The sequence below is a fragment of the Lebetimonas natsushimae genome (assembly GCF_002335445.1).
In the GTDB taxonomy this organism is placed as follows: Bacteria; Campylobacterota; Campylobacteria; order Campylobacterales; family Nautiliaceae; genus Lebetimonas; species Lebetimonas natsushimae.
Genome location: NZ_BDME01000007.1, coordinates 25132 through 51016, shown reverse-complemented (window position 1 = coordinate 51016; position 25885 = coordinate 25132). Strand labels below are relative to the sequence as shown.

Genomic DNA, 25885 nt, shown 5'->3' with positions numbered 1-25885 from the left:
AAGGAGAAAAAGGGGGATGAATTTATTAATAGTGGAAGATGATTTACCTTTGGCAAATGCCCTGAAAAAGGTTTTAGAAAAAAATAATTTTAGTGTAAATATAACTGGTGACGGAGAAGAGGCTTTTAATGAAATTTTAGAAAATGATTATGATGTTTATTTGCTTGATATAAATTTGCCGAAACTTGACGGGCATAAGTTATTAAAACTTATCAAGCATAAAAATCCTGATGCAATAGTGATTATGATAACAGCATCTGCTGAAATTGAAGATATAGAAAAAGCATATAATCATGGATGTAATGAATATATTAAAAAACCTTTTCATGCAAAGGAACTTTTAATTAGAATAAAGAATTTATTAAATAAACAAAAAGAAAATAATAATGATGATGAAATTATCATTGACAATCTAAGGTTTATAAAAAGTACAATGGATCTATTTATTGATGATAAACCAGTTGATCTTAGAAAAAAAGAAAGAAGACTTTTGTATATTTTAATTACCAATTTAAACAGAACTGTTCCTAAAGAAGAAATTATAAATTTTGTGTGGGAAGGTGAAAAAAAGGAAAATTATCCGTTAAGACAATTGGTTAGTTCATTAAAATCAAAATTAAACAATAAATATATTGTAAGTGTTGTTGGTATAGGGTATAAATTTGTTAAAGCATAAATTTTCTATTAATGAACTGCTTTTTTTCTTTTTCTTTTTCTTTTTTTTGATTATCAGTTTAATAGTGTATGCTCAATATTTTAAAGCAAAAGAAATTTTATTTAACAATTTTGTAAATAAACATAAAATAGAAGCTTTGACTATAAAAGACAAATTTAAAAACATATTTGATAAATCCCTTTATATTTATAAAATACATGAAAAAATAAATATAAAAAATACGTTTAGGTTAAATGGATTTTATAAAAACGGTAAATTTAATATACAAAAAGCTTCCAAAATTTTAAATTCCACTTTGGATATTGGAAAATATGAAATTTTTCAGATAGACAGAAATTATAAAATAATAAACGGTACATATACTCCCGATATTGGATATGATTTGGGAAAATTTCCGGCTTTTAGAAAAATTTTAGACGATGTTTTTAATGAAAAAAAGAAAATAGATATTTCACCTATTTATTTAGATGTTGCTTCTAAAAATCTGAAACAGTATTATTTAACACGTTCATATGATGGAAAATATTTACTTCAGCTGGCTTATGTTTTGGATATTTATCCCAAATTAAAAGAAATATATCATTTTGTAAAACCTGCAATTAAGGATTTAAAATTATATTTAGTTAGTAAATATTTAATTTATCCTGTCAATTTTGAAAAAAGATTTGATAAAAAATTACCTTTAAATAAAATATGGGCATTTTCAAAAAATTTTTTATTGTATTTCAGTGAAGATAAAGATATTGCCAAAAAAAGCAGTATAGAAATAATGGATTATATTATAAATATTTTTAAAAAGCATAATAATATTATTTATAAACTGGAAGATAACAGTTTAAAAATGTTTGTATTAGTTAACGGTATTGTTAACAATAAAGACAACAGGTTAATAATAGAGATGGATTTTGACTTGACAAGTTTAAAACAATCACAAAAAAAATTATTTGAAAATTTTTTGATAATTCTTATTTTGATTACATTTTTTATTTTGTTTTTTTATTTTTTTGCTAAAAAATATTTTATTAAAAATATCAATCTATTAGTTAATGCATTTAAGGAAAGAAAAAAATGCCAGATGAAAGATTCTTTTATTAAGGAATTGGCTGAATTAAAAAGCAATTATAATATGTTGTTTAAACAGTTAAACGACGAAATAAATAAAAATAGACAGCTTTTATATTTAAACAGACGTTTTATTGTAGATACCATTCATCAAATCAGAACCCCCCTTAATGTAATTTTGTTAAATATAGAATTATTAAGGGATTCCTGCAATGAGGAGGAAATTTTAGATGAAATAGATGCGGCTGTTTCTATGCTTAGCAATTCTTATGAGGATTTGGCATATATTTCTTCTAATAATGTTGTTGAATATAAACCTGAAAATATCGATGTTTCAGAAGTTTTAAAGGAGAGAATCGATTTTTTTGGCAGGATTGCAAAATCACATAATAAAAAATTTATCTGTGAGATTGATAATAATCTGTTTTTTATTATAAATAAAATAGAACTTGAAAGAATTATTGATAATAATATTTCAAATTCAATTAAATACTCAAAAGGCGAAGATATATTTATATCTTTAAAAAAAGAGAAAAATAAATATATATTGAAATTTGAAACACTAGGGGATAAGATAAAAGATTCAAAAAATATTTTTGAAAAAAATTACAGAGAGCATACTCATAAAAGAGGACTGGGGATCGGACTTAATATAGTAAAACAGATATGTGAAAAATATAATATTAAATATATGCATTATTATCAAAATTCAAAAAATGTTTTTGAATATCATTTTATGTTAAAATTTTAATTAAAAAGGTTTTTATGATTATACTCTGTTCTTCATCGAGCACCAGGGCTGAATTATTAAAAAAAACAGGGATTGAGTTTATTCAGAAAAGCTGTGATTTTGATGAAGAAAAACTTAATTTTACAGATCCTTACGAATTTGTAATAAATGCTAGCTGGGGAAAATTCAAAGAATGTGTTAAATGTTTTAATGATGAAATAATAACAGCCGATACTGTGGTAACTGACGGTAAGAATATTCTAAGAAAGGCAAAATCACGTGAGGATGCCAAAAAATTGCTTTTAGCGCAAAGCGGAAAAGAGATAAAAATTATAACTTCTATGTGGGTTAAAATCAACGGTAAGGTTTACGGAAGATGTGATGAGACTATATATGAGTTTTTTGAATTTGATGAATCAGATTTAGAAAAATATTTAGATTCAAATGAATGGCAGGGGAAAGCCGGAGCATGTATGGTGGAAGGGTTTTGCAAAAAATATATAAAAAATGTAAAAGGTTATGAATCTACAGCCATGGGATTGTGTATAGAAGAGTTGATTAATATTTTAAAGGAAGAAAAATGTATATAAAAGAAATTCAGGAATTTCAGAAAATCCGTAAAGAAGCCAGGGCATATTTTTGTTACTTAATGCAAAGAAACATACCAAACAGACTTCCAAATATCGGAGTGGATGTAGTGTATGAAGGTTTGCTTAGAATAATTAATGAGCTTCCCGAAGCAAATGTTGCATATATTCTTGATGCAAACGGCAAACAGATAAGTAAAATGATTACAAATAAAAATAAATTTAAAGAAATAAATATTGAATTAAACCAGTCAAACAGAACATATTTTTATAAAGCCGTAAAAGAGAAAAAATGTATTATAACAGACCCTTATCCAAGTCTGGTAGGGGGAGAAATTGTAATAAGCGCCGCGTATCCCGTTTTTAATGATAGGGGTGATTTACTGTATGTCGCTGTTATAGATATTCCACTTGAAAAAATTTTAAAATTTATCCACAAGGAAAGAGGCGACGTATGGTTTATTAATTTCAATAAAGTAATTTATGCCATTTTCAGTGCAGCTTTGTTTGCCATTGTGGTACTTCTTTTTTATTACGGGGTTAAAATGTTTTTTACTTATACCATCAGTAATATAGATGTTAAGAAAATGTTTGAGTCAACTATTTTAATTACCCTCTCTCTTGCTATTTTTGATTTGGTAAAAACTATTATGAGTGAAGAGGTCGTCGGAGAAAAAGAAGAACATCCTTTCGCCATACATAAAACAATGATTAAATTTTTGGGAAGTATTATTATAGCTTTGGCCATTGAAGGGCTTATGATGGTGTTCAAATCCGCAATGGTAGCACCTGAAAAATTAAAATATGCGGCTCTTTTACTTATATCCGTCACGTTGCTTTTATTTGCGCTTGCATATTATATGAAAAATGTAGGTAAAGATATAAAATAATGGAGAATGTATAATGGATAAAGGAAAATACAAAATCGGTATAGTCGATTATAATATGGGAAATTTAGCAAGTGTGAAAAACGCTTTTGATAAAATAGGAACAAAAGCCGAAATAGTCAGTGTTCCCGATAAGCTTAAAAATTATGATAAATTGATTTTTCCGGGAGTCGGTGCTTTTGGTGATGCAATGGAGCATTTAAAAACAACCGGAATGGATGAAGCGATAAAAGAGTATATAAATAGCGGAAAATATGTATTAGGCGTATGTCTTGGAATGCAGCTTTTGTTTGAGAGGAGTGAAGAATTCGGCGCACACGAAGGACTGGGAATTATTGAGGGTGAAGTTGTCAGATTTGATAAAGAAAAAGTGGGAGCGCATAAAATCCCTCATATGGGTTGGAATAAAATGTTTTTTAATAAAAAATCCCCTTTGTTTAATGATTTAGACAATCCTTATTTATATTTTGTACATTCGTATCATGTGGTATGTGATAATAAATATGTTATAGGAAAGACGATTTACGGTTATGAATTTGTAAGTGCGGTAAATAAAGATAATGTATTCGGTTTTCAGCCGCATCCGGAAAAAAGCCATAACGCGGGGCTTAAAATTTTAGAAAATTTTGTAAAGGTTTAAAATGATACTGTTTCCTGCTATTGATTTAAAAGACGGGAAAGCCGTAAGGCTTTATAAAGGTGATATGGAAAGTGCGAAGGTTTACAGTGAAAATCCGGTTGATATAGCAAAAGAATTTGAAGATATGGGAGCAGAGTGGCTTCATATGGTTGATTTAAACGGGGCTTTTAAAGGCAGCCCCCAAAATATAAAAGCAATTGAAAAAATTAGAAAAAACACATCTTTAAAAATTCAGCTTGGAGGCGGAATAAGAGATGAAGAAACTATAAAAAGATATTTGGATTTAGGTATAAACAGATTGATTTTGGGAAGTGTTGCAGCTAAGAATCCTGAATATGTAATAGATTTGGCAAAAAAATATCCTATAGCAGTTGGTATAGATGCAAAAGAGGGATATGTAGCAGTTAGCGGATGGGAAGAAAAAGAAAATATAAAAGCTGTTGATTTGGCAAAAAAATTTGAAAATTCTCAGATTGAGTGTATAATTGCGACAGATATAAGCAAAGACGGGACTTTGCAGGGGCTTAATCTTGATTTTGTTTTAGAAATTCAAAACGCATCTAAAAAAGATGTTATAGCAAGTGGCGGCGTTGCAAGCGAAAATGATATAATTAAGGCAAAAGAAAAAAATATATACGGAGTAATAATAGGTAAAGCTTTTTATGAAGGAAAAATAGATTTGAGAAAAATGTTTAAGGAGACAAAATGAAAATTTTAGTTGTAGATGATAGTTCAACTATGAGAAGAATTATTCAAAATACTTTGGCAAGACTTGGATATAAAGATATTGTCCAGGCGGCAGACGGAGTGGAAGCCTGGCAGGCTTTGCAGGAAAACCCTGATATAGGAGTTGTTATAACTGACTGGAATATGCCGAATATGAACGGACTCGAACTTGTAAAAAAAATCAGAGCAGAAGAAAAATATAAAAATATACCGATTATTATGGTAACTACCGAAGGCGGTAAAAAAGAAGTTATCACAGCTTTAAAGGCAGGGGTAAACAATTATATAGTAAAACCGTTTACTCCACAGGTATTAAAAGAAAAACTTGAAGCGGTACTAGGTAAAAATGAAGGATAAATATTTTGAATTAAGCGTTAAAACAGACGCTTTTAAAGATGAAATTGAAAATTTTTTGATAGAAAGATTTAATAACGGAATTGAAGAGAGAGATAATACACTTATTTTAAGAAGCGAAGAAAGTTTTGACGGGTTGATTAAAGAACTTAAAGATTATGTCAAAGTCTTAGAAGAAATTTTTAATACTAAAATTAATTTGGAAATAAATATTAAAAAAAAATCAAATATTGACTGGATAGAAAATTATAAAAAATCAATTAAGCCTATTGAAATTGATGAATTTTATATTCATCCAAGCTGGTATGAAAATAAACAAGGAAAAACAAATATTATTATTGACCCGGCCCTTGCTTTTGGCAGTGGGCATCACGAAACCACAAGAAGCTGTGTAAAAGCAATAAATAAATATGTAAAAAAAGATGATACTTTTTTGGATGTGGGATGCGGCAGCGGGATTTTATCCATTGTGGCCGCTAAAAAAGGTGCTATTGTTGATCTTTGCGATACAGATGAACTGGCCGTAAAATCAGCAAAGGAAAACTTTGAATTAAATAATGTGAAGTATAATGATATCTGGGTGGGAAGTGCAGGAGATACTGATAAAAAATATGATGTGGTAGTGGCAAACATTATTGCGGATATTTTAATTTTTATTGCAAATGATATAAAAACAAAAGTTAATGGTTATTTAATTCTTTCTGGTATAATTGATAAATATAAAAATAAAGTATTAGAAAAATACAAAGAATTTGTATTGGTTGAAGAAATACCGGAAAATGAATGGGTGACTTTAATTTTAAAAAAATAAAAAAGGTTATGAATGGGAAAAAATAATAAAAAAAATGATGACAATTTTTTTAATAAAAATCCGTTATTATTATTTATAATATTTGCAATTGTTATAATACTTGTCTTTAGAAGTATAGCTCCAAGCGCCGAAAGCAGTATAAATACCTTTGTTTCAGGGAAACCTGCCGTAATGAGCCTTACCTATTCCGATATAAAGAAACTTGCAAAAGAAAAACAGCTTACCTATGTGGCAATTGGGAAAACATATATAAAAGCTAAAATGAAAGACGGAACTATTGTGACAGTTCCAAAAGTTCCAAACGATCCTACATTAATAAAAACTTTAGATGAAAATGACATTCCATACGGAGCTCTTCCTGAACCAAATAACTGGCTCAGTGATTTGATATTTGGATGGATTATACCTATATTTATTTTCTTTGCGATATGGATGTTTTTGGCAAGCCGTATGCAAAAAGGAATGGGCGGTGTTTTTGGTGTCGGAAGTGCAAAAGGACTTATAAAAAGTGAAAAACCAAATGTTACATTTGATGATGTGGCAGGAAATGATGAGGCAAAAGAAGAAGTTAAAGAAATAGTTGATTTTCTAAAAAATCCGGACAGATATATTTCTCTTGGGGCAAAAATTCCAAAAGGTGTTTTGCTTGTAGGACCTCCGGGGACGGGTAAAACACTACTTGCAAAAGCGGTTGCAGGAGAAGCCGATGTGCCTTTTTTTGCAGTAAACGGAAGCAGTTTTATAGAAATGTTTGTAGGTGTGGGTGCTGCAAGAGTCAGGGATTTATTTAACCAGGCTAAAAAAGAAGCGCCAAGTATTATTTTTATTGACGAAATTGATGCTATTGGAAAAAGCAGAGCAGCTGCCGGACAGTTTGGCGGAAATGATGAAAGGGAACAAACCTTAAATCAGCTGCTTGCAGAAATGGACGGTTTTGATTCAAATGAACCGGTAATTGTTTTAGCCGCCACAAACAGACCTGAAATTTTAGACCCGGCTCTTCTTAGACCGGGAAGGTTTGACAGGCAGGTATTGGTTGACAAACCTGATTTTAAAGGCAGGGTTGAAATTTTAAAAGTACATGTTAAAAAAATAAAAGCCGGTAAAGATGTGGATTTGGAGGAAATTGCAAGAATGACCGCAGGACTTGCCGGGGCAGACCTTGCCAATATAGTTAATGAAGCCGCACTTCTTGCAGGTAGAAAAGGTAAAAAGGAAGTAAACCAGGAAGAATTTGTAGAAGCAGTTGAGAGACAGATAGCTGGACTTGAGAAAAGAAGCAGAAGACTTAATGAAGAAGATAAAAAAACAGTTGCTTATCATGAAAGCGGACATGCAGTAATTGCAGAAGTTACGCCAAAAGCCAGAAAAGTTAAAAAAGTATCGATTGTACCGCGCGGACTTGCAGCGCTTGGATATACTTTGAATTTGCCTCAGGAAGATAAATATTTAATGAAAAAAAGCGAACTGATTGCCGAAGTTGATACATTGCTTGGAGGAAGGGCTGCCGAAGAGATTTTTATAGGTGAAATTTCAACCGGGGCAAGCAATGATCTTGAAAGAGCCACCGACATAATAAAATCAATGGTTATGATTTATGGTATGAGTGACGTAGCGGGACTTATGGTTTTAGAAAAACAGACAAGTAGATTTTTAGGCGGAGGTTTTGGGCAAGCAAAAGAATATTCAGAAAAAATGCAGGAAGAAATAGATAATTTTGTAAAAGAGATGTTGGCCCAGAGGTATCATCATGTTAAAAATCTTTTAAAGAAATATGCCGAAGTAATTGAACAGATGGTAAAAGAACTATATGAAAAAGAGGTGATTGAAGGAAGCAGGGTAAGAGAACTTATTGCCGAATTTGATAAAAAAGAGGACGAGAATGAAAATGAAAACACGCAAAACAGAGATAATTCTTAAAGAGGGTTATCCTTTTATTATTCCAAGTGGGGTTTTATTTTTAATAAGTTTATTATTTAAATTTAGTTTGTTTTGGCAGATAATATTTTTTGTTGTTTTTGCTTTTTTTATCTATTTTTTCAGAAATCCTGAAAGAGTACCTGAAGAAGAAGGAGAAAATGTAATTATTTCTCCTACGGACGGGGAAATTATTGAAATTATTGAGTGTAGGGCCCCAATTTTGAATAAAGATATGGTTAAAATTTCCATAAGACTCTCACTTTTTGACGTGCATATCCAAAGAAGCCCGATTGAGGGTGAAATGAGTGCAAGAGAGTATATTCACGGGATGTTTTTAAATTTATCAAATGAAAAAGCAAGCACTTTAAATGAACAAAACAGGGTTTTATTTGAAGGAAAAGATAAAGTTGTGGTGAATCAGATAGCCGGATTTTTAACAAGAAGAATTGTAATGTTCAGGGATTTGGGAAAAATAAAATTGGCTGAGCGTTACGGAATGATAATGTTTGGAAGTCAGGTTGATTTGTATTTACCAAAAAATTCTATAATTAAAGTTACTGAATTTCAAAAAGTTAAAGCAGGGGAAAGTTTAATAGGATATTTTAATGAAAATTAAATTAGCTTATATCTTACCAAATTTTTTTACGGCACTTAGTGCGTTTTTTGGTGTTATGAGTATAATAGCTTCGTCTCAGGGAAAATTTGAAAAAGCATTTATTTATATAATTTTATCTTTAATTGCAGACGGACTTGACGGCAGGGTAGCAAGACTTACAAATACTACTTCAAAATTCGGGGTAGAGTTTGATTCATTGGCAGATATTGTGGCATTTGGGATGGCGCCTGCTATGATGCTTTTTTTCGCCATAGGTCATAACTATGGGAGGTTCGGAGCACTTGTAAGCGGGCTTTTTGTGGTATTTGGCGCAATAAGACTTGCAAGGTTTAATGTGACAACCGCCATTAACGACCCAAGGTATTTTATAGGACTTCCGATTCCGACAGCAGCAGTTGTGCTTAGCAGCTGGATAATGCTTGATATAAAATATCAGAGCCATTTTGATTTATTTATTTTAATCGGAGCGGTAATTTTAGGTATTTTAATGGTCAGTAATTTCAGATATCCTAGTTTTAAGAAAATAGATTTTAATAAAAATCTGGCAATGAAAATTTTAATTTTAATAATTTTAGCGGCGTCATTTTTATATCTCTTTCCTACAGAGGCAATAGCTCTTTATTTAACTATTTATACTTTTTATGGTATATACAGGGCGGTAAAAGGATATATGAAGATAAAAAAAACTAAAGGATAATTTTTTTCCATTGAAAAAATTTTTAAAATATGATAAAATTTTATAAAAATAATTATTATATAAAGGATGTGTAATGGAAATGGTAAAAATTTTTGATACTACTTTAAGAGACGGGGAACAATCTCCTGGAGCGTCAATGACAATTGAAGAAAAAATAAAAGTGGCTAAACAGCTTGAAAAATTAAACGTAGATATTATTGAAGCTGGATTTGCCGCTGCAAGTCCGGGAGATTTTGAAGCGATCAACAGTATTGCAAAAGAAATTACCAATTCTACAGTCTGTTCACTTGCAAGGGCTCTTGATAAAGATATTGAAGCTGCGGCAAAAGCGATTGAACCGGCTCCGCTTAAAAGAATACATACATTTATAGCCACAAGCCCTATTCATATGGAATATAAACTTAAAATGACACCTGATGAAGTTATAAAAAGAGCTGTTAAAGCGGTTGAATATGCAAGAAGTTTTGTTGATGATGTTGAGTTTTCATGTGAAGATGCCGGAAGAAGTGAAATGAGTTTTTTAAAAGAGATAATCTCAGCCGTTATTGAAGCGGGAGCTACTACAATTAATATTCCGGATACTGTAGGATACAGATTCCCAACAGAAATGGGGGCAATGATTAAAGAATTGGTTGAATATTTTCCAAAAAATATTACTTTTTCAGTCCACTGTCACAATGACTTGGGACTTGCCACTGCAAATTCATTGTATTCTATTTTAAATGGGGCAAGACAGGTTGAATGTACCATTAACGGACTTGGAGAGAGGGCAGGTAACGCTGCTTTGGAAGAAATTGTAATGGCTATAAAAGTAAGACGCGATTTGTTTGATGGAATTGATACAAGAATCAATACAAAAGAAATTTATCCAACAAGCCGCCTTGTTTCAAGTGTAACAGGAATAGAACCGCAGCCAAATAAAGCAATTGTGGGAAGAAACGCATTTGCGCATGAAAGCGGAATTCATCAAGACGGTGTGCTAAAACATAAAGAAACATATGAAATTATGAGGGCTGAAGATATTGGGCTTGATGTAAAAGATACGATTGTTTTAGGAAAACACAGCGGAAGACATGCGTTTAAGAAAAAACTTGAAGCACTTGGTTTTACAAATATAAGCGATGAAGAATTAAACGAAGCGTTTATGAAATTTAAAAAATTAGCTGATAAGAAGAAAGAAATTTATGATGAAGATATTTTGGCAATTATAAATGATTCATCAGATAAAACACCTAAAACATATGAATTGATTTCACTTCAGCTTAGTGACTGCAGTGATGGAATGCCGAGCGCCGCTGCTAAAATTAAATTTGAGGATAAAATTTATATGGATGCGGCAATTGGCGAAGGAACTATTGATGCAGTATTTAAGGTAATTGATAGAATCAGCGGAATTAGCGGAAGACTAATGGATTATAAGGTTGAGGCTGTGAGTGAGGGAAAAGATGCTTTGGCAAAAGTTATGGTAAAAGTTGTATTTGATGAAAATAAACCGGCTGTTATGGGACACGGACTCAGCATTGATACAATGGTTGCAAGTGCCAGAGCGTATATAAACGCTCTTAACAACTATTTGCATATGAAAGATTTGCTTTCTAAAAAAATAAGTTACAAAGACAGCATTTAAACAATGTAAAATTAAAAGTGAGGGAAAAAGTTGAAAAAAATAGCCATTCTTGGTAAACCGAATGTTGGGAAAAGTTCCCTTTTCAACAGGATTTTAAGAAAAAGGGATGCGGTAATCAGTGAAAAAGCTGGGACTACCCGTGATATTAAAAAAAGGATAGTAACGCTTGATGATGAACTTGAAGATATTGTCTTAATCGATACAGGTGGGCTTGAAGAGAGGGATGAGCTTTTTGAGAAAGTAAAAGAAAAAGCCCTGAATATTGCAAAAGAATCTGATTTAATACTTTATATGGTAGATGCAAAAACAATTCCCGATGAGGAAGAGATAAAATATGTAAGGACTTTGCAAAAACTTAATAAACCTATTATTTTAGTGGTTAATAAAGCGGATAATGATAAACTTAAAGAAAATATGTATAATTTTTACGAACTTGGAATCAGTGAAATTTATCCGATTTCAGTATCTCACAACAGGGGTGTGGGGAAACTGATTGAGAGAATTAAAAATTTTGTGCCAAAAAAACAGGTTTTTGAAGTGAGTGAATTTGAACAGGATATTCCGCTAGAAGATTTATTAAGTGAAGAAAATGAAAATTTAGAAGATATTAAAGAGATAAAAGTGGCGATTATAGGTAGGGTAAATGTGGGTAAAAGTTCTCTTCTTAATGCATTGGTCGGGGAAGAGAGGGCAATAGTTAGTGATATTGACGGAACTACGATTGATCCGATTGATGAGAGTATATATTTTAAAGGTTATCATATAACTTTTGTAGATACTGCGGGAATTAGAAGAAGAAGTAAAATTAAAGATGTTGAAAAATATGCACTGCTTAGAACTGAAAAAGTGTTAAAAGAAGCGGATATTGCGGTTTTGGTATTGGATAGTAAAGAGGGAATAGTAGAGCTTGACGAAAAAATAGGCGGACTTATTCAAAAATATAAAACCGGTGCAATTATTGTTGCCAATAAGTGGGATCAAGCGAAGATGGATTATAAAAAATTTGAGAGCGAGGTTAGGGACAGATTTAAATACCTTGATTTTGCACCATTTATGGTAATAAGTGCAAAAACAAAAAGAAATATTGATAAATTAAAAGAAAAACTTCTTTATGTATATCAAAATTATTCAAAAAGAATTCCAACTTCGCTTCTTAATGAATGGATAAAAGAAGCAACTATCAGGCATCATCTGCCAACAGACATTAGAGGCAGGGAAACCAAAATATATTATGCTACACAGTTTAAAACAAAACCTCCTACAATCGCGCTTATTATGAATAAGCCAAATTTACATTTCTCATATGAAAGATATCTGATAAACTTTTTAAGAAAAAAGGAAGATTTTACAGGTACACCTATAGTTTTAATTCCAAAAGAAAAAGGGAAAAATGAAAAAGATTAGTTTAAGTTTGATTTGTGCGGGTTTAGTTACATTTGCAAATGCTGATATTTTAAGTATAAGTGCAGGTGTTGGATACGCTCAGCAAAAAATTGACGGATATGTTAAAAAAAATGATGTAATAAATTATTTTAACAACTCTTCTGCCCAGAGTGACGGAAATGAAAAAACGGGGGATTTGGGACTTGATAATAAAAACAATCCTTATTTTTGGGTTAAAATCATTCATCCTGTTTCTATTTTGCCAAATATTAAATTTCAATATACAAAATACCATTCAACAGGTCACAGCAGTTGGATTGCAGGAGGGGTCAAAATATTCGGGGATGTAAATATTCCCACCGGGCTTACAAACGCCAGTTCTAAAATGGATATAAATTCTTATGATTTGACTCTCTTTTATGAGTTCAGACCTGTCGTTGCCGATATAGAAGCCGGAGTGGGTATTGATATATGGCAGGGTAATACTAAAATTGACGGTGAAAATGCCAAGATTGTAGGTGGAAATATTGTTAAAACCGGGGGAAGCACTCACATAAACGGAGACTGGACAGTGCCTCTTCCGTATTTATATGCAAATGTTGAAACTGCTGATATATTAGGGTTTTCTGTCCTTGGAAATGTAAAATGGGCAAAAGCCGGAGATAATCATCATTATGATTATTTAGCCGGAATTAAATATAAATTTGATAAAATTCCTTTGTTTTTAAAAACAGGGTACAGATACAAAGAAGTTTACGGAGTAGACGGAGACAATAAAACAAAATTAAAATATAAAGGCTTTTTTGCCGAAATAGGAGCGGAGTTTTGAGAATAGTTAGTGGAATGAGACCGACAGGAAAACTGCATTTAGGTCATTTTATCGGAGTTATTAAAAACTGGATAAATTTACAGGATAAATATGACACTTTTTATTTTGTGGCGGACTGGCATGCACTTTCTACCAAATATGATGAGGGGCTTGATTTAAACGAATTGAGTGTTGAACTTGTAAAAGAGTGGATAGCCTGTGGAATTGATCCGGAAAAAACAACCCTTTTTAGACAAAGTGATATAAAAGAGCATGCTGAGCTTTATTTGGTATTAAATATGATTACGCCTGTTAGCTGGCTTGAAAGAAACCCGACATATAAAGATGCCTTGCAACAGATAGAATATAAAGATAAAAACAATGCAGGATTTTTAACTTATCCTGTGCTTCAGACAGCAGATATTATTCTTTATGATGCAAATTTGGTTCCGATTGGAGAAGACCAAAAGCCGCATCTTGAAATTGCAAGGGAAATTGTAAGAAGATTTCATTATCTTTTTAAAAAAGAAATTTTTACTGAACCAAAAGAACTTCTTACAGAAATTCCTAGACTTCCCGGACTTGATGGTAGGAAAATGTCAAAAAGTTTCAATAATGCGATTTATCTGGATGATGATGAAAATACAATATGGGCTAAAGTCAGACAGGCAAAAACAGATCCCGCAAGAATTAAAAAAACAGACCCGGGACATCCGGAAGTCTGCATAGTTTTTGATTATCACAAAGCATTCAATCCCGATGAGATTGAAGAGATTGAAAAAGAATGTAGGGCCGGAAATATCGGATGTGTTGAATGTAAAAAAAGATGTGCCGCTAAAATAAATGAATTGTTAACTCCGATTAGAGAAAAAAAGGCGTCTTTAAAGACAAGCGAAATTTTAGATATAATTAATGAAGGAAACAAAAAAGCAAAAAATATTGCTTCTAAAAAAATGGAAAAAGTTAATAGTATAATTTTTTAAAGGAGAAATATGAAATCTAAAAAATTTGCATGCGGTGAAAGACTTCAAAGATTTTTAATGGCATTTATGATGCTTTTAATTTTAGGGTTGCTTGCAAAAGGTTACACTTTAGCGGCTTTAATATTGCTTGCTTTTGTGGCAATTATGCTAGCGATTTATGGACTTTTTGATTTTTGTCCTTCAACATGGATACTCAACAAAATTTTTGGAAGCTGTTATTGCGAATGTAAGGAAGAAAAAAATGAAAATTAGTTATAAAGACGCAGGAGTAGATATAGACGCAGGAAATAGTTTTGTAGAAAAAATAAAACCTTTTGTAAAAGAAACTTTTAATGAAAATGTAGTCGGTAATATTGGAAGTTTTGCGGGGGCATTCAGACTGCCGCTTGGATATAAAAAGCCTGTTTTGCTTGGAGCGACTGACGGGGTAGGAACAAAATTAAAACTTGCAATTGATGCCAAAAAGTTTGATACAGTCGGGATTGATTTGGTTGCAATGTGTGTAAATGATTTAATATGTAATTTTGGAACACCTCTATTTTTTTTAGATTACTATGCAACTGCAAAACTGGAAGTAGACGAGGCAGCCGATGTTGTAAAAGGAATAGCCGAGGGGTGTAAACAGGCCGAATGTGCTTTAATAGGAGGGGAAACTGCCGAAATGCCCGGAATGTACCGTGAGGGTGATTTTGATTTGGCCGGATTTGCCGTCGGTATTGCGGAAGAGGATGAACTGAATCCTAAAGTAAAAGAGGGTGATGTTTTATTGGCTTTGCCAAGCAGCGGAATTCACTCCAACGGATATTCACTTGTAAGAAAACTTTTTTTTGAAAAACTGAATATGAAATTTGATGATAAAATAGAAGATAAGAAATTAATAGATATATTACTTACCCCTACAAGAATTTATGTAAAAGAATTTAAAAAATTCAAGCCTTTTCTTCATGCCTTAGCCCATATTACAGGCGGAGGAATAATTGAAAATCTTCCAAGGGTATTGCCTGAAGATTTAGAGGCCGTTGTTTATAAAGATAAAATAAAAGTACTTCCTATTTTTGAATTTATGAGTAAATATGTTGATGAAAATGAAATGTTTAGAACATTTAATATGGGTGTTGGAATGATTTTTGCAGTAAGCGGGGAAAATGTTGATGAAATTTTGAAAAACAGCGATGCTTACGTTATTGGAGAAATAAAAAAAGGTAAAAAAGGAGTAAACTTAAAATGAATCCCTCCCGTTTTATCTCAAATTTAGCCGTTAAAATGGCTACTATGTCTTTTCCTAAATTTATACAGTGTTTTATAAATAAAATGTATGTTAAATTTTATAAAATTAATATGGAAGATTACGAACCTTCAAATCCGTGTGAATACAGAACATTGAATGAACTTTTCATAAGACACAAAAAATATATCGAATTTTACGAAGATGATGATATTGTCGTCAGTCCAAGTGATAGTGAAGTTATTGCGCATGATGAAATAAAAGAAAACAGGGTCTATCAAATAAAAGGGAAAGAGTATTCTTTAAATGAATTAATCCCTTATGAAACTTTTTTAAATGAAGGTTATTTTATTAATTTATACCTCTCACCTAGTGATTATCACCGCTTTCATATACCTATTGATATGGAAATAGTAAGGGTTACATATATTCCGGGAAATCTTTATCCCGTAAAACCTTCATTTTTAGAAAAAGAACTTGTATTTCCTAAAAATAAAAGAATTGTATTAAGATGCAGGGATAATAAAGACAGATACTTTTATATTGTATTGGTTGGGGCTATGATTGTGGGAAAAATTGTTTTAAATTTTGATGAAAGATTCCAAAAAGATTATGACAAAATTTTTGATATTGAATATGAAAAGCCGATAAAACTTAAAAAAGGTGATGAGCTTGGAAGATTTGAGTTTGGAAGTTCTATTTTGCTTTTCTTTGGAAAAGATCATTTCAAATATCTAAATCAAAAAGATTATGTGGAAGTCGGAGACATTCTTGGGGAAATATATTAAAAGTGAAAAGTTAAAAATGAAAAGTGTAAAAATTTGGGTTATTTTTATTTTACTTTTTTCTCCTCTTTATGCTGTGGATAAACAAAAACTGCTTGACTGTTATGAAATATTTGATCAAAAAAAAGCCGAACTTGAAGCTGAAGCTGAAAAAATACTTGAACAGCGTGAGGCATTGGAATCTCTTAAAAATACATATATGACACTTATAAAGAAAAAAGAGGCAAAACTTAAAGCAAAAGAAAAAGAAATAAACGCTACTTTGGCAAAAATTGAAAATGATAAACAAAAAATACAAAATTTAATTGCTGAGAATAAAAAAATTTTACAGGAAATTAAACAGGCCAAAATGGATAAGGTAACTCAGAGTTTTGCAAAGATGAGACCTAAAAATGCTGCAAGTGTTTTATCGAATATGAAAGATAAAGATGCTCTTGATATTTTAGAAAAACTTCCTCCAAAAATTGTGGCTAAAATCTTTGCTAAGATGGACCCAATCAAAGCTGCAAAACTTACTGAAATGATGCAAAAGGTGGATACTAATGAAAGCACAGGTTCTCCTTAATACTGCAGGGGCTAAGCATTTAATTGCAAAAGCTCTTACAAAATATATTGATTTAAAAAAAAGAATTTATATTGCATACGGGAGCACAAATGATTATCTTCTTTATCATTTGGGGATAAAAACTAAAAAATTATATGCCGCAGGATGTAATGTTGGTGGTAAATTTAATGTAACTACCGATAGGGATGAACCTATTGTTTTAGAAAATAAAAAATTAACTGATATAGCTGAATTTGATATTACTGCTAATGATTATTTTATAAAAGGTGCGAATGCCCTTTGGTATGAAAATAGTAAAAAATGTGCAGCTGTATGTGCGGCAGATAAAAACGGTGGAACGTATGGGAATTTTTATGTAAAAGCCGCAAGCAGGGGTGCCAGGGTTATAATTCCGGTAGGACATGAAAAACTTATCCCTTTTTTTAAAGAGACTTCTCAAAATGTTGATTTTGCAACCGGCTCTAAATTTGCAATGCTAAGATTCTTTTACGGGGAAGTTTTTACCGAAATAGAGGCGTTTAAAATACTTTTTGGTTTGAAAGCGAATGTAGTTTGTGCAGGAGGAATTTTTGATTCAAAAGGGGCTGTAGGGTTTGAGATAGATGGAATTAATGTAAAAGAAGCTATAGAGTTTATAGAAAAATATAACAATTTATTTTTAGAAGAATCTAAAGAGGTTAACTTTCAGTTTTAAAGCTTCTTTTTTGATATAATTTTAAAAAAAGGTTTAGTATGCTAATAAAAGAAGCTCAAGTGCCTTTTCTTTCAAGAAAAATTGCATATGATCTGCTTAATTCCGGTTTTGTAACATTTCCAAAAGGTATTGATAACGCAATTTCTGAAATTGAAGATATTATAATGGATGATGTTTTGTGGGAGAGGGAAATTGAAGATAAAGCAAGGGAAATACTTGCTAAACAGGAAGAAGAAAATGAATTTTTGTTTTATGATGTGGATAGAAGAGAAGTTTTTAAACTTATTAAAAAAGAAATAGCAAATGAAGAAGGTTTTAATTTAAAAAGAGATGAAAGAATAGATGATTTGTCACATTTTCTTGTAAAAGAACTATGGGATAAAGAATTTATAGATTATGATGTAAGAGACGGAAAAATAAAAAATATAATTTTTAATTCTATTATGGAATTTTTAAACAGGGAAAGAGAAGCAAGAGATGAGGTATACAGAAAACTGGAAAATTATAAAAGACCTTTAATTCCTGGAACTGAAGAGTGGGAGCTTGTGTTTAACAGATTATATGAACAGGAGCTTAAAAAAAGAGGACTCATATAAATGTATAGTAAAAAATGTAAAATGGATATAAAAAGGTAATAAAATGAAAGTTACTGTTTTACTTGAAAATGGAATGAGTTTTGAGGCAAAAGGTTTTGGAGCTGGGGGTACAAAAGTAGGTGAGATTGTATTTAATACTTCAATGACAGGTTATCAGGAAATTATTACAGACCCAAGCTATGCCGGGCAGTTTGTAGTTTTTACAATGCCAGAAATTGGAAATGTTGGGGTAAATAAAGATGATAACGAAAGTAATAAAGCATGGCTTAAGGGAATAATTGTCAGAGAATATGTAAATACTTGGTCAAATTTCAGGGGTGAGAAAAGTTTGGATGAATTTTTAAAAGAGCAAAATGTTTTAGGAATCAGTGAAATTGATACAAGATTTTTAACTAAACTTATAAGATCTGAGGGGGCTATGATGATGATAGCCTCAAGTGAAATTCATGACACTGAAAAATTAAAAGAAATTTTAAATTCTACTCCAAGGATTGAAGAAATTGATTATATTAAAGAAGTAACTACCCAAAAACCATATATTCACCCACACGGTGCCTGGAATGATAAAGAATTTAAATATAACCCTAAAAAAACAGATAAAAAAATTGCAGTGCTTGATTTTGGGGTAAAAAGAAATATTTTAAATGAATTGACAGAGGCCGGAATGGAATGTCTGGTATTGCCGGCTTCAACTAAAGCTGAAGAAATTATTGAAATGTATAAAAACGGGGATATTCAGGGTGTGTTTTTGAGTAACGGACCAGGCGATCCTTTGATTTTAAAAGATATTCATAAAGAAATTCAAAAACTTTTAAAAGAAAAAATTCCGATGTTTGGAATTTGTCTTGGGCATCAGCTTTTAAGCATATCCCACGGATATCCTACGTTTAAATTAAAATTTGGTCATCACGGGGGAAACCATCCTGTTAAAAATTATATAGGGAAAAAACCGGTGGTTGAAATTACCGCTCAGAATCATAATTACAACGTACCGGAGAATATAGAAGAAATAGCAGAAATTACACATAAAAATCTTTTTGATGGTTCTATTGAGGGAGTCAAATATAAAAACGAACCGGTTTTTTCAGTTCAGCATCACCCAGAAGCTTCCCCTGGACCACATGATAGTAAATATATATTTAAGGAATTTTATAATATGTTATGAAAAATTTAACATTTATACATAAACTCCTTTTAGGAATTTTTGCACTTTTTTTATTGTTTTCTGCCTGTGTTATTTTAATAGCGACTTTTACTACATCTCCTCTTTTGTCTTTTACTGTTTTTGTAGTTTTAATATATATTGTTTATTATTTAGGACTTAGATATTTTTTGGATTAGCTCTCTAGTAATTTATTGAATACTTTCAGAGTGGCTTTTACATCTTCAAGGGCATTGTGATAATTTATATTTTTTTTACCGAAAAAGAACGCTATCGCCTCTTCAAGACGCGGCATTTTCTTTTTCTCAAGCACCACTACATCGGCGGCATAATACATCGTATCAAAAATAGGGATATCAATTACATTTGGAAAATGGTTGATTCTTTCAAGCTCTCTTTTTAATACACCGAAATCATATAATACGTTGTGACCTACAACCATATCCAGGGAATTGAAAATATTTAAAATTTCATCTTTTTTTTCTTTAAAGGTGGGTTTATTTTTAAGTTCTTCCTGAGAAATTTTATGAACACTGAAAGCCTCTTCTGAAATTTTAGCCTCCGGATTTAGCAGTTCATAAATTTCTTTTGTTGATAAATCCTCCATATCCTGAATAACAACTGCATACGAAATAATATAACCCGTTATGTCTGTTGTTTCAGTGTCAAATACCCCGACTTTACGTATTTTTCCTTCTTTTGGGGTGTTTTTTAAATCCTGAATATAATAACTTAAAAAATCTTTGCTTGAAAATGCTTTTTGTCTTGGAAAGGGTTTAAATCTTTGCATTTTATTTTCTTCTTCTAAAACCACAGAAATCAGATAATCTTCATAATTTCTAAAAATAATATTTTCTTTTATATCCTCTTTTAAACATTTCATAAGATATGATTTATCTTTTTTTAGTTTTTCAATTGCCCGTTTTCTTGTTTTTTTATTAAAGACACTGGCACGTCTGAGTGTTTCTATTTTTGGAGGTAAACTCAATTTATCCCTTTTTTTATCAAAATTATATCACTTTTAATTTTTTATTTTTCACTTTTAACTTTATAAATTAGGGTATAATTACATATAAAAAAGGTTTTTTATGCCAAAAAGAGAAGATATAAAAACTATTTTGCTTATAGGCTCAGGGCCTATAATTATAGGACAGGCGTGTGAATTTGACTATTCAGGCGTTCAGGCTGCAAAAACTCTTAAATCTCTGGGATATAGAGTGGTTCTTGTTAATTCAAATCCTGCTACAATAATGACTGATCCTGAATTTGCGGATGCTACTTACATAGAACCGATTACCCCGGAAGTTGTGGCTAAAATTATTCAAAAAGAAAATGTTGATGCAATTTTGCCTACAATGGGTGGACAGACTGCCCTAAATGTTGCGATGGAAATGTATGAAAAAGGAATGCTAGAAAATATTGAATTTTTAGGGGCAAACCCGGAAGCTATTAAAAAAGGCGAAGACAGGGAAGAATTTAAAAAAGCTATTGAAAGATTAGGACTTGATTTAGCAAGAAGTGAAACTGCCCACACTCTTGATGAGGCTGTTGCAATAGCAAAAGAAATAGGTTTTCCTTTAATTGTAAGGGCTGCTTATACCCTTGGAGGGCTTGGAAGCGGAATTGCTTATAATATGGAAGAATTTAAAGAACTTGCAAAAATTGGTCTTGAAGCAAGTCCTATCAGTGAAATTGAAATTCTTGAATCGCTTCTTGGCTGGAAAGAATATGAAATGGAGGTTATCAGGGATAGAAATGATAACTGTATAATAGTGTGTTCAATTGAAAATGTTGACCCCATGGGAGTTCATACAGGGGATTCCATTACTATAGCCCCGGCTCTGACTCTTACCGATAAAGAATATCAAAAAATGAGAGATGCCTCTTTTGCAATTCTTAGAGAAATCGGGGTGGATACAGGTGGAAGCAATGTTCAATTTGCCGTAAATCCCCAAAACGGCAGAATGGTTGTAATTGAAATGAATCCAAGGGTTTCAAGAAGCTCAGCCCTTGCAAGTAAGGCTACAGGTTACCCTATTGCAAAAGTGGCAACCCTGCTTGCAGTGGGATTTACTCTTGATGAAATTAAAAATGATATTACAGGGACTGCTGCCAGTTTTGAACCGGTAATTGATTATATTGTTACAAAAATTCCTCGTTTTACTTTTGAAAAATTCCCTGCCGCAGACTCAACCCTTACCACTTCAATGAAGAGTGTCGGTGAGGTAATGGCGATTGGGAGGACTTTTAAAGAGTCTATTCAAAAAGCGCTTTATTCACTTGAAACAGGACTTGACGGGTTTGAGAGAATGGAATGTGATGAAGAGGAACTCATTAAAAAAATCCGAATTCCAAATGAAAACAGAATTTTATATGTTACAGAGGCTTTGAGACGTGGAAAAAGTGTTGATGAAATTTATGAAATTTGTAAAATTGACAAATGGTTTTTAAATCAGATAAAAGAGATAGTTGAGCTTGAAAAAGAGATAACTCCTGAAATTTTGGAAAATGAAGAGCTTTTAAGAAAAGCCAAAACATACGGATTTAGTGACAGAATGATCGCAAAACTTATAGGAAAAAATGAAGAAGATGTATACAGAGCGAGAAAAAAATTTGGAATTGAAATTGATTATAATGAAGTGGATACATGTGCGGCTGAATTTGATACGACTACAAGTTATTTATATTCGAGTGTAAATGTTACAAAAAATGTTCCTCTTAGAAAACCTGATTTCAATGATAAAAAAGTATTAATCCTTGGAGGTGGACCAAACAGGATTGGTCAGGGGATTGAATTTGATTACTGCTGTGTGCATGCTGCATTTGCGCTAAATGATTTGGGTGTTAAAACAATAATGTATAACTGCAACCCTGAAACTGTTTCGACAGACTATGATACAAGCGATGTATTGTATTTTGAACCTATTACGTTTGAGAGGGTTAGAAATGTGGTAGAGCTTGAAAATCCTGATGGCGTGATTGTTCAGTTTGGAGGGCAGACCCCGCTTAAACTTGCAAAACCGCTTACAAAAATTAATGCAAAAATTATAGGGACTTCGGCTGAGGTTATTGATGAAGCGGAAGACAGGGAAAAATTTTCAGAATTTATTAAAAGGCTAGGGCTTAACCAGCCTGAAAACGGGACAGCATTTACTAATAAAGAGGCATTTGAAATAGCAAACAGAATCGGTTACCCGGTGCTTGTTAGACCAAGTTATGTATTGGGCGGAAGGGCTATGAGGATAGTTTATAATGATAATGAACTTGCTGAATATATGAATGAAGCGGTGAAAGTCAGTGAAGATTCTCCTGTTTTAATTGATAAATTTTTAGACCGGGCAATTGAGCTTGATGTTGATGCGATAAGCGATACAAAAGATGTGTATATCGGTGGGATAATGCAGCATATTGAAGAAGCCGGAATTCACAGCGGGGACAGTGCGTGTTCTCTGCCGACAGTCAGTATAAGTAAAGAAAAAATAAAAGAGATTGAAAATGCCACAAAAGAGATTGCGTTAAATCTTGGAGTAAAAGGTTTGCTTAATATTCAGTATGCGCTTCATCATGATAAACTTTATTTAATTGAAGTAAATCCAAGGGCAAGCAGAACAGTGCCTTTTGTTTCAAAAGCAACAGGACTTCCTCTTGCAAAAGTGGCAACAAGGGTTATGTGGAATTTGGCATATAGTCCGGACATTAATAATGGAAAAGTATTGGTAGAAGCGCTTAGTTTTTACGATAAATTTAATGTGGTGACATATGACGGAAATGTATATAAACCAAAAGTTCATTCACATATTGCAATTAAAGAAGCAGTATTTCCGTTTAATAAACTGCCTGGGGCTGATTTGATACTCGGGCCTGAGATGAAATCGACAGGTGAAGTTATGGGAATAAGCTCAACATTTGGTGAGAGTTTTGCGAAATCCCAGCTTGCTGTTAAATTTAATCTGCCAAAAAACGGAAAAGTGTTTATTTCTCTAACTGATTTGGATAAAGAATTTGCTCCAAAACTTGCAAGTGAACTTAAAAAGTTAGGTTTTGAAATAGTTGCAACAAGCGGGACATATAAAGTTATAAATGAAGCCGGAATTGAAGTGGAAAGAGTGTTAAAAATTAGTGAAGGTAGACCGAATATTGTAGATATGATTAAAAACGAAGAAATTGCCCTTGTTATCAACACAAGTGACAATAAAGCAAGCAAAGATGATGCAAAAATAATCAGACGCGAAGTGTTAAACAACGGAATTCCTTATTTTACAACCATTGCTGCAGCGTTTGCTGCCGTTGAAGCAATAGAATTTTTACAGACAAATGACATAAAAGTGGAGTCACTTCAAAATTATTTTAAAAAATAAAATTTCTTTCTTTTTTCTCTTGACAAGCAAAAAAAATTTACTTATAATTTCAATCCACAAAGAGATGCCGGCGTAGCTCAGTTGGCTAGAGCAGCTGATTTGTAATCAGCAGGTCGGGGGTTCGAGTCCCTTCGCCGGCTCCATTCAGCGTTTGACCAGTTTAAGAGGTGGGGTTCCCGAGTGGCCAAAGGGGACGGGCTGTAAACCCGTTGGCGTTCGCCTTCGAAGGTTCGAATCCTTCCCCCACCACCATTTAGTCATGAATATGCGGGCGTAGCTCAGTTGGCTAGAGCGTCAGCCTTCCAAGCTGAGGGTCGCGGGTTCGAGTCCCGTCGCCCGCTCCAGTCATGACAAACTGGGAGCTGAGCAAACTACTAAAAGTGTTGTCTGCTCATAAACTCCCAAAAATAATTTGTATTTGTAAAATACAAAACATTGCTAGCAGTGTTTTTGCCCATATAGCTCAGTGGCAGAGCACTTCCTTGGTAAGGAAGAGGTCGCCGGTTCAATCCCGGCTATGGGCTCCAGCAAGGCCTTGTTGGAGTTCATAAATGAGCTAAATAAAATTTTAATATGGAGGAAAGAAATGGCAAAAGAAAAATTTGTAAGAAATAAACCACACGTAAATATTGGTACAATCGGTCACGTAGACCACGGTAAAACTACTTTAACAGCAGCAATTACTGGTGTGTTAGCACAAAAAGGTTTTGCTGAAATGAAAGATTATGACAACATTGACAACGCACCAGAAGAAAGACAAAGAGGTATTACTATTAATACATCTCACGTTGAATATGAAACTGAAAAAAGACACTATGCTCACGTTGACTGTCCAGGACACGCAGACTACGTTAAAAACATGATTACTGGTGCTGCTCAAATGGACGGAGCAATCTTAGTTGTTGCAGCAACTGATGGTCCTATGCCACAAACAAGAGAACACATTCTACTTTCAAGACAAGTTGGTGTTCCGGCAATCGTTGTATTCTTAAATAAAATGGATATGGTTGACGATGAAGAACTTCTTGAACTTGTTGAAATGGAAGTTAGAGAACTTCTAAGCGAATATGAATTTGACGGTGACAATGCACCTGTTATCGCTGGTTCAGCTCTTAAAGCACTTGAAGAAGTAAAAGCTGGACAACTTGGTGAATGGTCAGAAAAAATTATGGAACTTATGAATGCAGTTGATGAATACATTCCAACACCAGAAAGAGATACTGATAAAGATTTCTTAATGCCAATTGAAGACGTATTCTCAATTTCAGGAAGAGGTACAGTTGTAACAGGTAGAGTTGAAAGAGGAACATTAAAATTAGGTGATGATGTAGATATCGTAGGATTCAAACCAACAAGAACTACAAAAGTTACTGGTATTGAAATGTTCAGAAAAGAAATGGATGAAGCTCAAGCTGGTGACAACATCGGGGTACTTTTAAGAGGTATCGGAAAAGACGAAGTAGAAAGAGGTATGGTTCTTGCAAAACCAGGAAGTATTACTCCTCACCACAAATTTGAAGCAGAAGTTTATGCATTAACTAAAGAAGAAGGTGGAAGACATAAACCATTCTTTAACGGATATAGACCACAATTCTACATCAGAACAACTGACGTAACTGGTACTATTGAATTACCAGAAGGTGTAGAAATGGTTATGCCTGGTGATAACGTAAAATTAACTGTAGAATTAATTGCTCCAATTGCACTTGAAGAAGGTACAAGATTCGCTATCAGAGAAGGTGGTAGAACTGTAGGTGCTGGAGTTGTTACAAAAATTATCGAATAAGGGTTTTTCCCCCTTATTTATTAAAGGATAATGATGAGAGAAATTATTCATCTAAAATGTACTGAGTGTGGTAGATTTAATTACCATACAACAAAAGAAAAAAGAAAGCATCCAGAAAAATTTGAAATTAGAAAATATTGTAAATGGTGTAATAAACACACTGTTCATAAAGAGTCTAAACTTTAATTTTAACTCTCGCAAAAATGT

27 protein-coding genes and 4 tRNA genes are annotated in these 25885 nt (G+C 32.4%); 30 read left to right on the top strand and 1 reads right to left on the bottom strand.

All coding sequences use genetic code 11. From position 1 onward, the window contains the following. The first annotated feature begins 16 nt into the window (after positions 1–16). From LNAT_RS08375 to LNAT_RS08265, 23 genes are all read left to right on the top strand, one after another. A complete protein-coding gene (locus LNAT_RS08375) occupies positions 17–676 on the top strand; it encodes a response regulator transcription factor (protein ID WP_096260156.1) in 660 nt (219 codons plus the stop codon). Next, positions 663–2489: a sensor histidine kinase gene (locus LNAT_RS08370; RefSeq protein WP_096260155.1), complete on the top strand. Its 1827-nt coding sequence runs from the start codon at positions 663–665 to the stop codon at positions 2487–2489. Before LNAT_RS08375 ends, LNAT_RS08370 begins: the two co-directional genes overlap by 14 nt. 14 nt (positions 2490–2503) lie before the next feature. Next, on the top strand, positions 2504–3058 hold the full coding sequence (maf, locus tag LNAT_RS08365) for a septum formation inhibitor Maf (RefSeq protein WP_096260154.1): 555 nt from the start codon (positions 2504–2506) through the stop codon (positions 3056–3058). Beyond that, entirely contained in the window at positions 3049–3945 is an 897-nt protein-coding gene (locus tag LNAT_RS08360; protein ID WP_096260153.1) for a PDC sensor domain-containing protein, read from the top strand. Before maf ends, LNAT_RS08360 begins: the two co-directional genes overlap by 10 nt. 13 nt (positions 3946–3958) lie before the next feature. Then, positions 3959–4582: an imidazole glycerol phosphate synthase subunit HisH gene (hisH, locus tag LNAT_RS08355; RefSeq protein WP_096260152.1), complete on the top strand. Its 624-nt coding sequence runs from the start codon at positions 3959–3961 to the stop codon at positions 4580–4582. 1 nt (position 4583) lies between these two features. Continuing rightward, entirely contained in the window at positions 4584–5291 is a 708-nt protein-coding gene (gene hisA, locus LNAT_RS08350) for a 1-(5-phosphoribosyl)-5-[(5-phosphoribosylamino)methylideneamino]imidazole-4-carboxamide isomerase (protein WP_096260151.1), read from the top strand. Next, positions 5288–5665 (top strand): chemotaxis response regulator CheY, encoded by a 378-nt coding sequence (locus tag LNAT_RS08345; RefSeq protein ID WP_096260150.1) that lies wholly within the window; start codon positions 5288–5290, stop codon positions 5663–5665. The genes hisA and LNAT_RS08345 overlap by 4 nt, the downstream gene beginning before the upstream one ends. Continuing rightward, positions 5655–6473 (top strand): 50S ribosomal protein L11 methyltransferase, encoded by an 819-nt coding sequence (locus tag LNAT_RS08340; protein WP_096260149.1) that lies wholly within the window; start codon positions 5655–5657, stop codon positions 6471–6473. Before LNAT_RS08345 ends, LNAT_RS08340 begins: the two co-directional genes overlap by 11 nt. Positions 6474–6485: 12 nt before the next feature. Next, on the top strand, positions 6486–8393 hold the full coding sequence (ftsH, locus tag LNAT_RS08335; RefSeq protein WP_096260148.1) for an ATP-dependent zinc metalloprotease FtsH: 1908 nt from the start codon (positions 6486–6488) through the stop codon (positions 8391–8393). Next, positions 8356–9009 (top strand): phosphatidylserine decarboxylase, encoded by a 654-nt coding sequence (locus tag LNAT_RS08330; RefSeq protein WP_238594023.1) that lies wholly within the window; start codon positions 8356–8358, stop codon positions 9007–9009. The genes ftsH and LNAT_RS08330 overlap by 38 nt, the downstream gene beginning before the upstream one ends. Continuing rightward, positions 8999–9706 carry a CDP-diacylglycerol--serine O-phosphatidyltransferase gene (gene pssA / locus LNAT_RS08325; RefSeq protein ID WP_096260147.1) on the top strand — a complete coding sequence of 236 codons (708 nt, stop codon included), beginning with the start codon at positions 8999–9001 and terminating at the stop codon, positions 9704–9706. Before LNAT_RS08330 ends, pssA begins: the two co-directional genes overlap by 11 nt. Before the next feature lie 73 nt (positions 9707–9779). After that, positions 9780–11333, top strand: coding sequence for a 2-isopropylmalate synthase (locus tag LNAT_RS08320; RefSeq protein ID WP_096260146.1), 1554 nt, complete (start codon positions 9780–9782; stop codon positions 11331–11333). Positions 11334–11363: 30 nt separating this feature from the next. Then, entirely contained in the window at positions 11364–12737 is a 1374-nt protein-coding gene (der, locus tag LNAT_RS08315; RefSeq protein ID WP_096260145.1) for a ribosome biogenesis GTPase Der, read from the top strand. Then, on the top strand, positions 12724–13545 hold the full coding sequence (locus LNAT_RS08310; protein ID WP_096260144.1) for a TIGR04219 family outer membrane beta-barrel protein: 822 nt from the start codon (positions 12724–12726) through the stop codon (positions 13543–13545). Before der ends, LNAT_RS08310 begins: the two co-directional genes overlap by 14 nt. Next, positions 13542–14507, top strand: coding sequence for a tryptophan--tRNA ligase (trpS, locus tag LNAT_RS08305; protein WP_096260143.1), 966 nt, complete (start codon positions 13542–13544; stop codon positions 14505–14507). Before LNAT_RS08310 ends, trpS begins: the two co-directional genes overlap by 4 nt. A 9-nt stretch (positions 14508–14516) precedes the next feature. Further along, entirely contained in the window at positions 14517–14759 is a 243-nt protein-coding gene (locus LNAT_RS08300) for a YgaP-like transmembrane domain (RefSeq protein WP_096260142.1), read from the top strand. Continuing rightward, complete coding sequence (purM, locus tag LNAT_RS08295; RefSeq protein ID WP_096260141.1) at positions 14749–15735, top strand: phosphoribosylformylglycinamidine cyclo-ligase; 987 nt, start codon at positions 14749–14751, stop codon at positions 15733–15735. Before LNAT_RS08300 ends, purM begins: the two co-directional genes overlap by 11 nt. Next, on the top strand, positions 15732–16520 hold the full coding sequence (locus tag LNAT_RS08290) for a phosphatidylserine decarboxylase (RefSeq protein WP_096260140.1): 789 nt from the start codon (positions 15732–15734) through the stop codon (positions 16518–16520). Before purM ends, LNAT_RS08290 begins: the two co-directional genes overlap by 4 nt. 16 nt (positions 16521–16536) lie before the next feature. Then, a complete protein-coding gene (locus tag LNAT_RS08285) occupies positions 16537–17082 on the top strand; it encodes a MotE family protein (RefSeq protein WP_096260217.1) in 546 nt (181 codons plus the stop codon). Next, a complete protein-coding gene (locus LNAT_RS08280) occupies positions 17060–17776 on the top strand; it encodes a hypothetical protein (RefSeq protein ID WP_096260139.1) in 717 nt (238 codons plus the stop codon). Before LNAT_RS08285 ends, LNAT_RS08280 begins: the two co-directional genes overlap by 23 nt. A gap of 38 nt (positions 17777–17814) precedes the next feature. Continuing rightward, complete coding sequence (locus LNAT_RS08275) at positions 17815–18372, top strand: DUF507 family protein (RefSeq protein WP_096260138.1); 558 nt, start codon at positions 17815–17817, stop codon at positions 18370–18372. A gap of 43 nt (positions 18373–18415) precedes the next feature. Continuing rightward, a complete protein-coding gene (gene carA / locus LNAT_RS08270; protein ID WP_096260137.1) occupies positions 18416–19537 on the top strand; it encodes a glutamine-hydrolyzing carbamoyl-phosphate synthase small subunit in 1122 nt (373 codons plus the stop codon). Beyond that, complete coding sequence (locus LNAT_RS08265; protein ID WP_096260136.1) at positions 19534–19713, top strand: hypothetical protein; 180 nt, start codon at positions 19534–19536, stop codon at positions 19711–19713. The genes carA and LNAT_RS08265 overlap by 4 nt, the downstream gene beginning before the upstream one ends. On the opposite strand, the gene LNAT_RS08260 is transcribed toward LNAT_RS08265, so the two are convergent. Beyond that, on the bottom strand, positions 19710–20522 hold the full coding sequence (locus LNAT_RS08260; protein WP_096260135.1) for a 3'-5' exonuclease: 813 nt from the start codon (positions 20520–20522) through the stop codon (positions 19710–19712). The two genes, LNAT_RS08265 and LNAT_RS08260, sit on opposite strands and share 4 nt — an antisense overlap. 100 nt (positions 20523–20622) lie before the next feature. On the opposite strand from LNAT_RS08260, the gene carB reads away from it, so the two are divergent. The 7 genes from carB to rpmG all read left to right on the top strand — a co-directional run bounded on the left by carB (position 20623) and on the right by rpmG (position 25864). Continuing rightward, positions 20623–23892, top strand: a complete 3270-nt coding sequence (carB, locus tag LNAT_RS08255; protein WP_096260134.1) for a carbamoyl-phosphate synthase large subunit — start codon at positions 20623–20625, stop codon at positions 23890–23892. Between the two features lie 66 nt (positions 23893–23958). Beyond that, positions 23959–24035: transfer RNA gene (locus tag LNAT_RS08250), tRNA-Thr, on the top strand. Between the two features lie 23 nt (positions 24036–24058). Beyond that, positions 24059–24144 (top strand) — tRNA-Tyr (locus LNAT_RS08245). A 15-nt stretch (positions 24145–24159) separates the two neighbouring features. Continuing rightward, a tRNA-Gly gene (locus LNAT_RS08240) sits at positions 24160–24236 on the top strand. Between the two features lie 108 nt (positions 24237–24344). Further along, positions 24345–24419, top strand: a tRNA-Thr gene (locus tag LNAT_RS08235). A gap of 59 nt (positions 24420–24478) precedes the next feature. Next, positions 24479–25678, top strand: a complete 1200-nt coding sequence (tuf, locus tag LNAT_RS08230; protein WP_096260216.1) for an elongation factor Tu — start codon at positions 24479–24481, stop codon at positions 25676–25678. A 33-nt stretch (positions 25679–25711) separates the two neighbouring features. Beyond that, positions 25712–25864 (top strand): 50S ribosomal protein L33, encoded by a 153-nt coding sequence (rpmG, locus tag LNAT_RS08225; protein ID WP_096260133.1) that lies wholly within the window; start codon positions 25712–25714, stop codon positions 25862–25864. Positions 25865–25885: the final 21 nt, after the last annotated feature.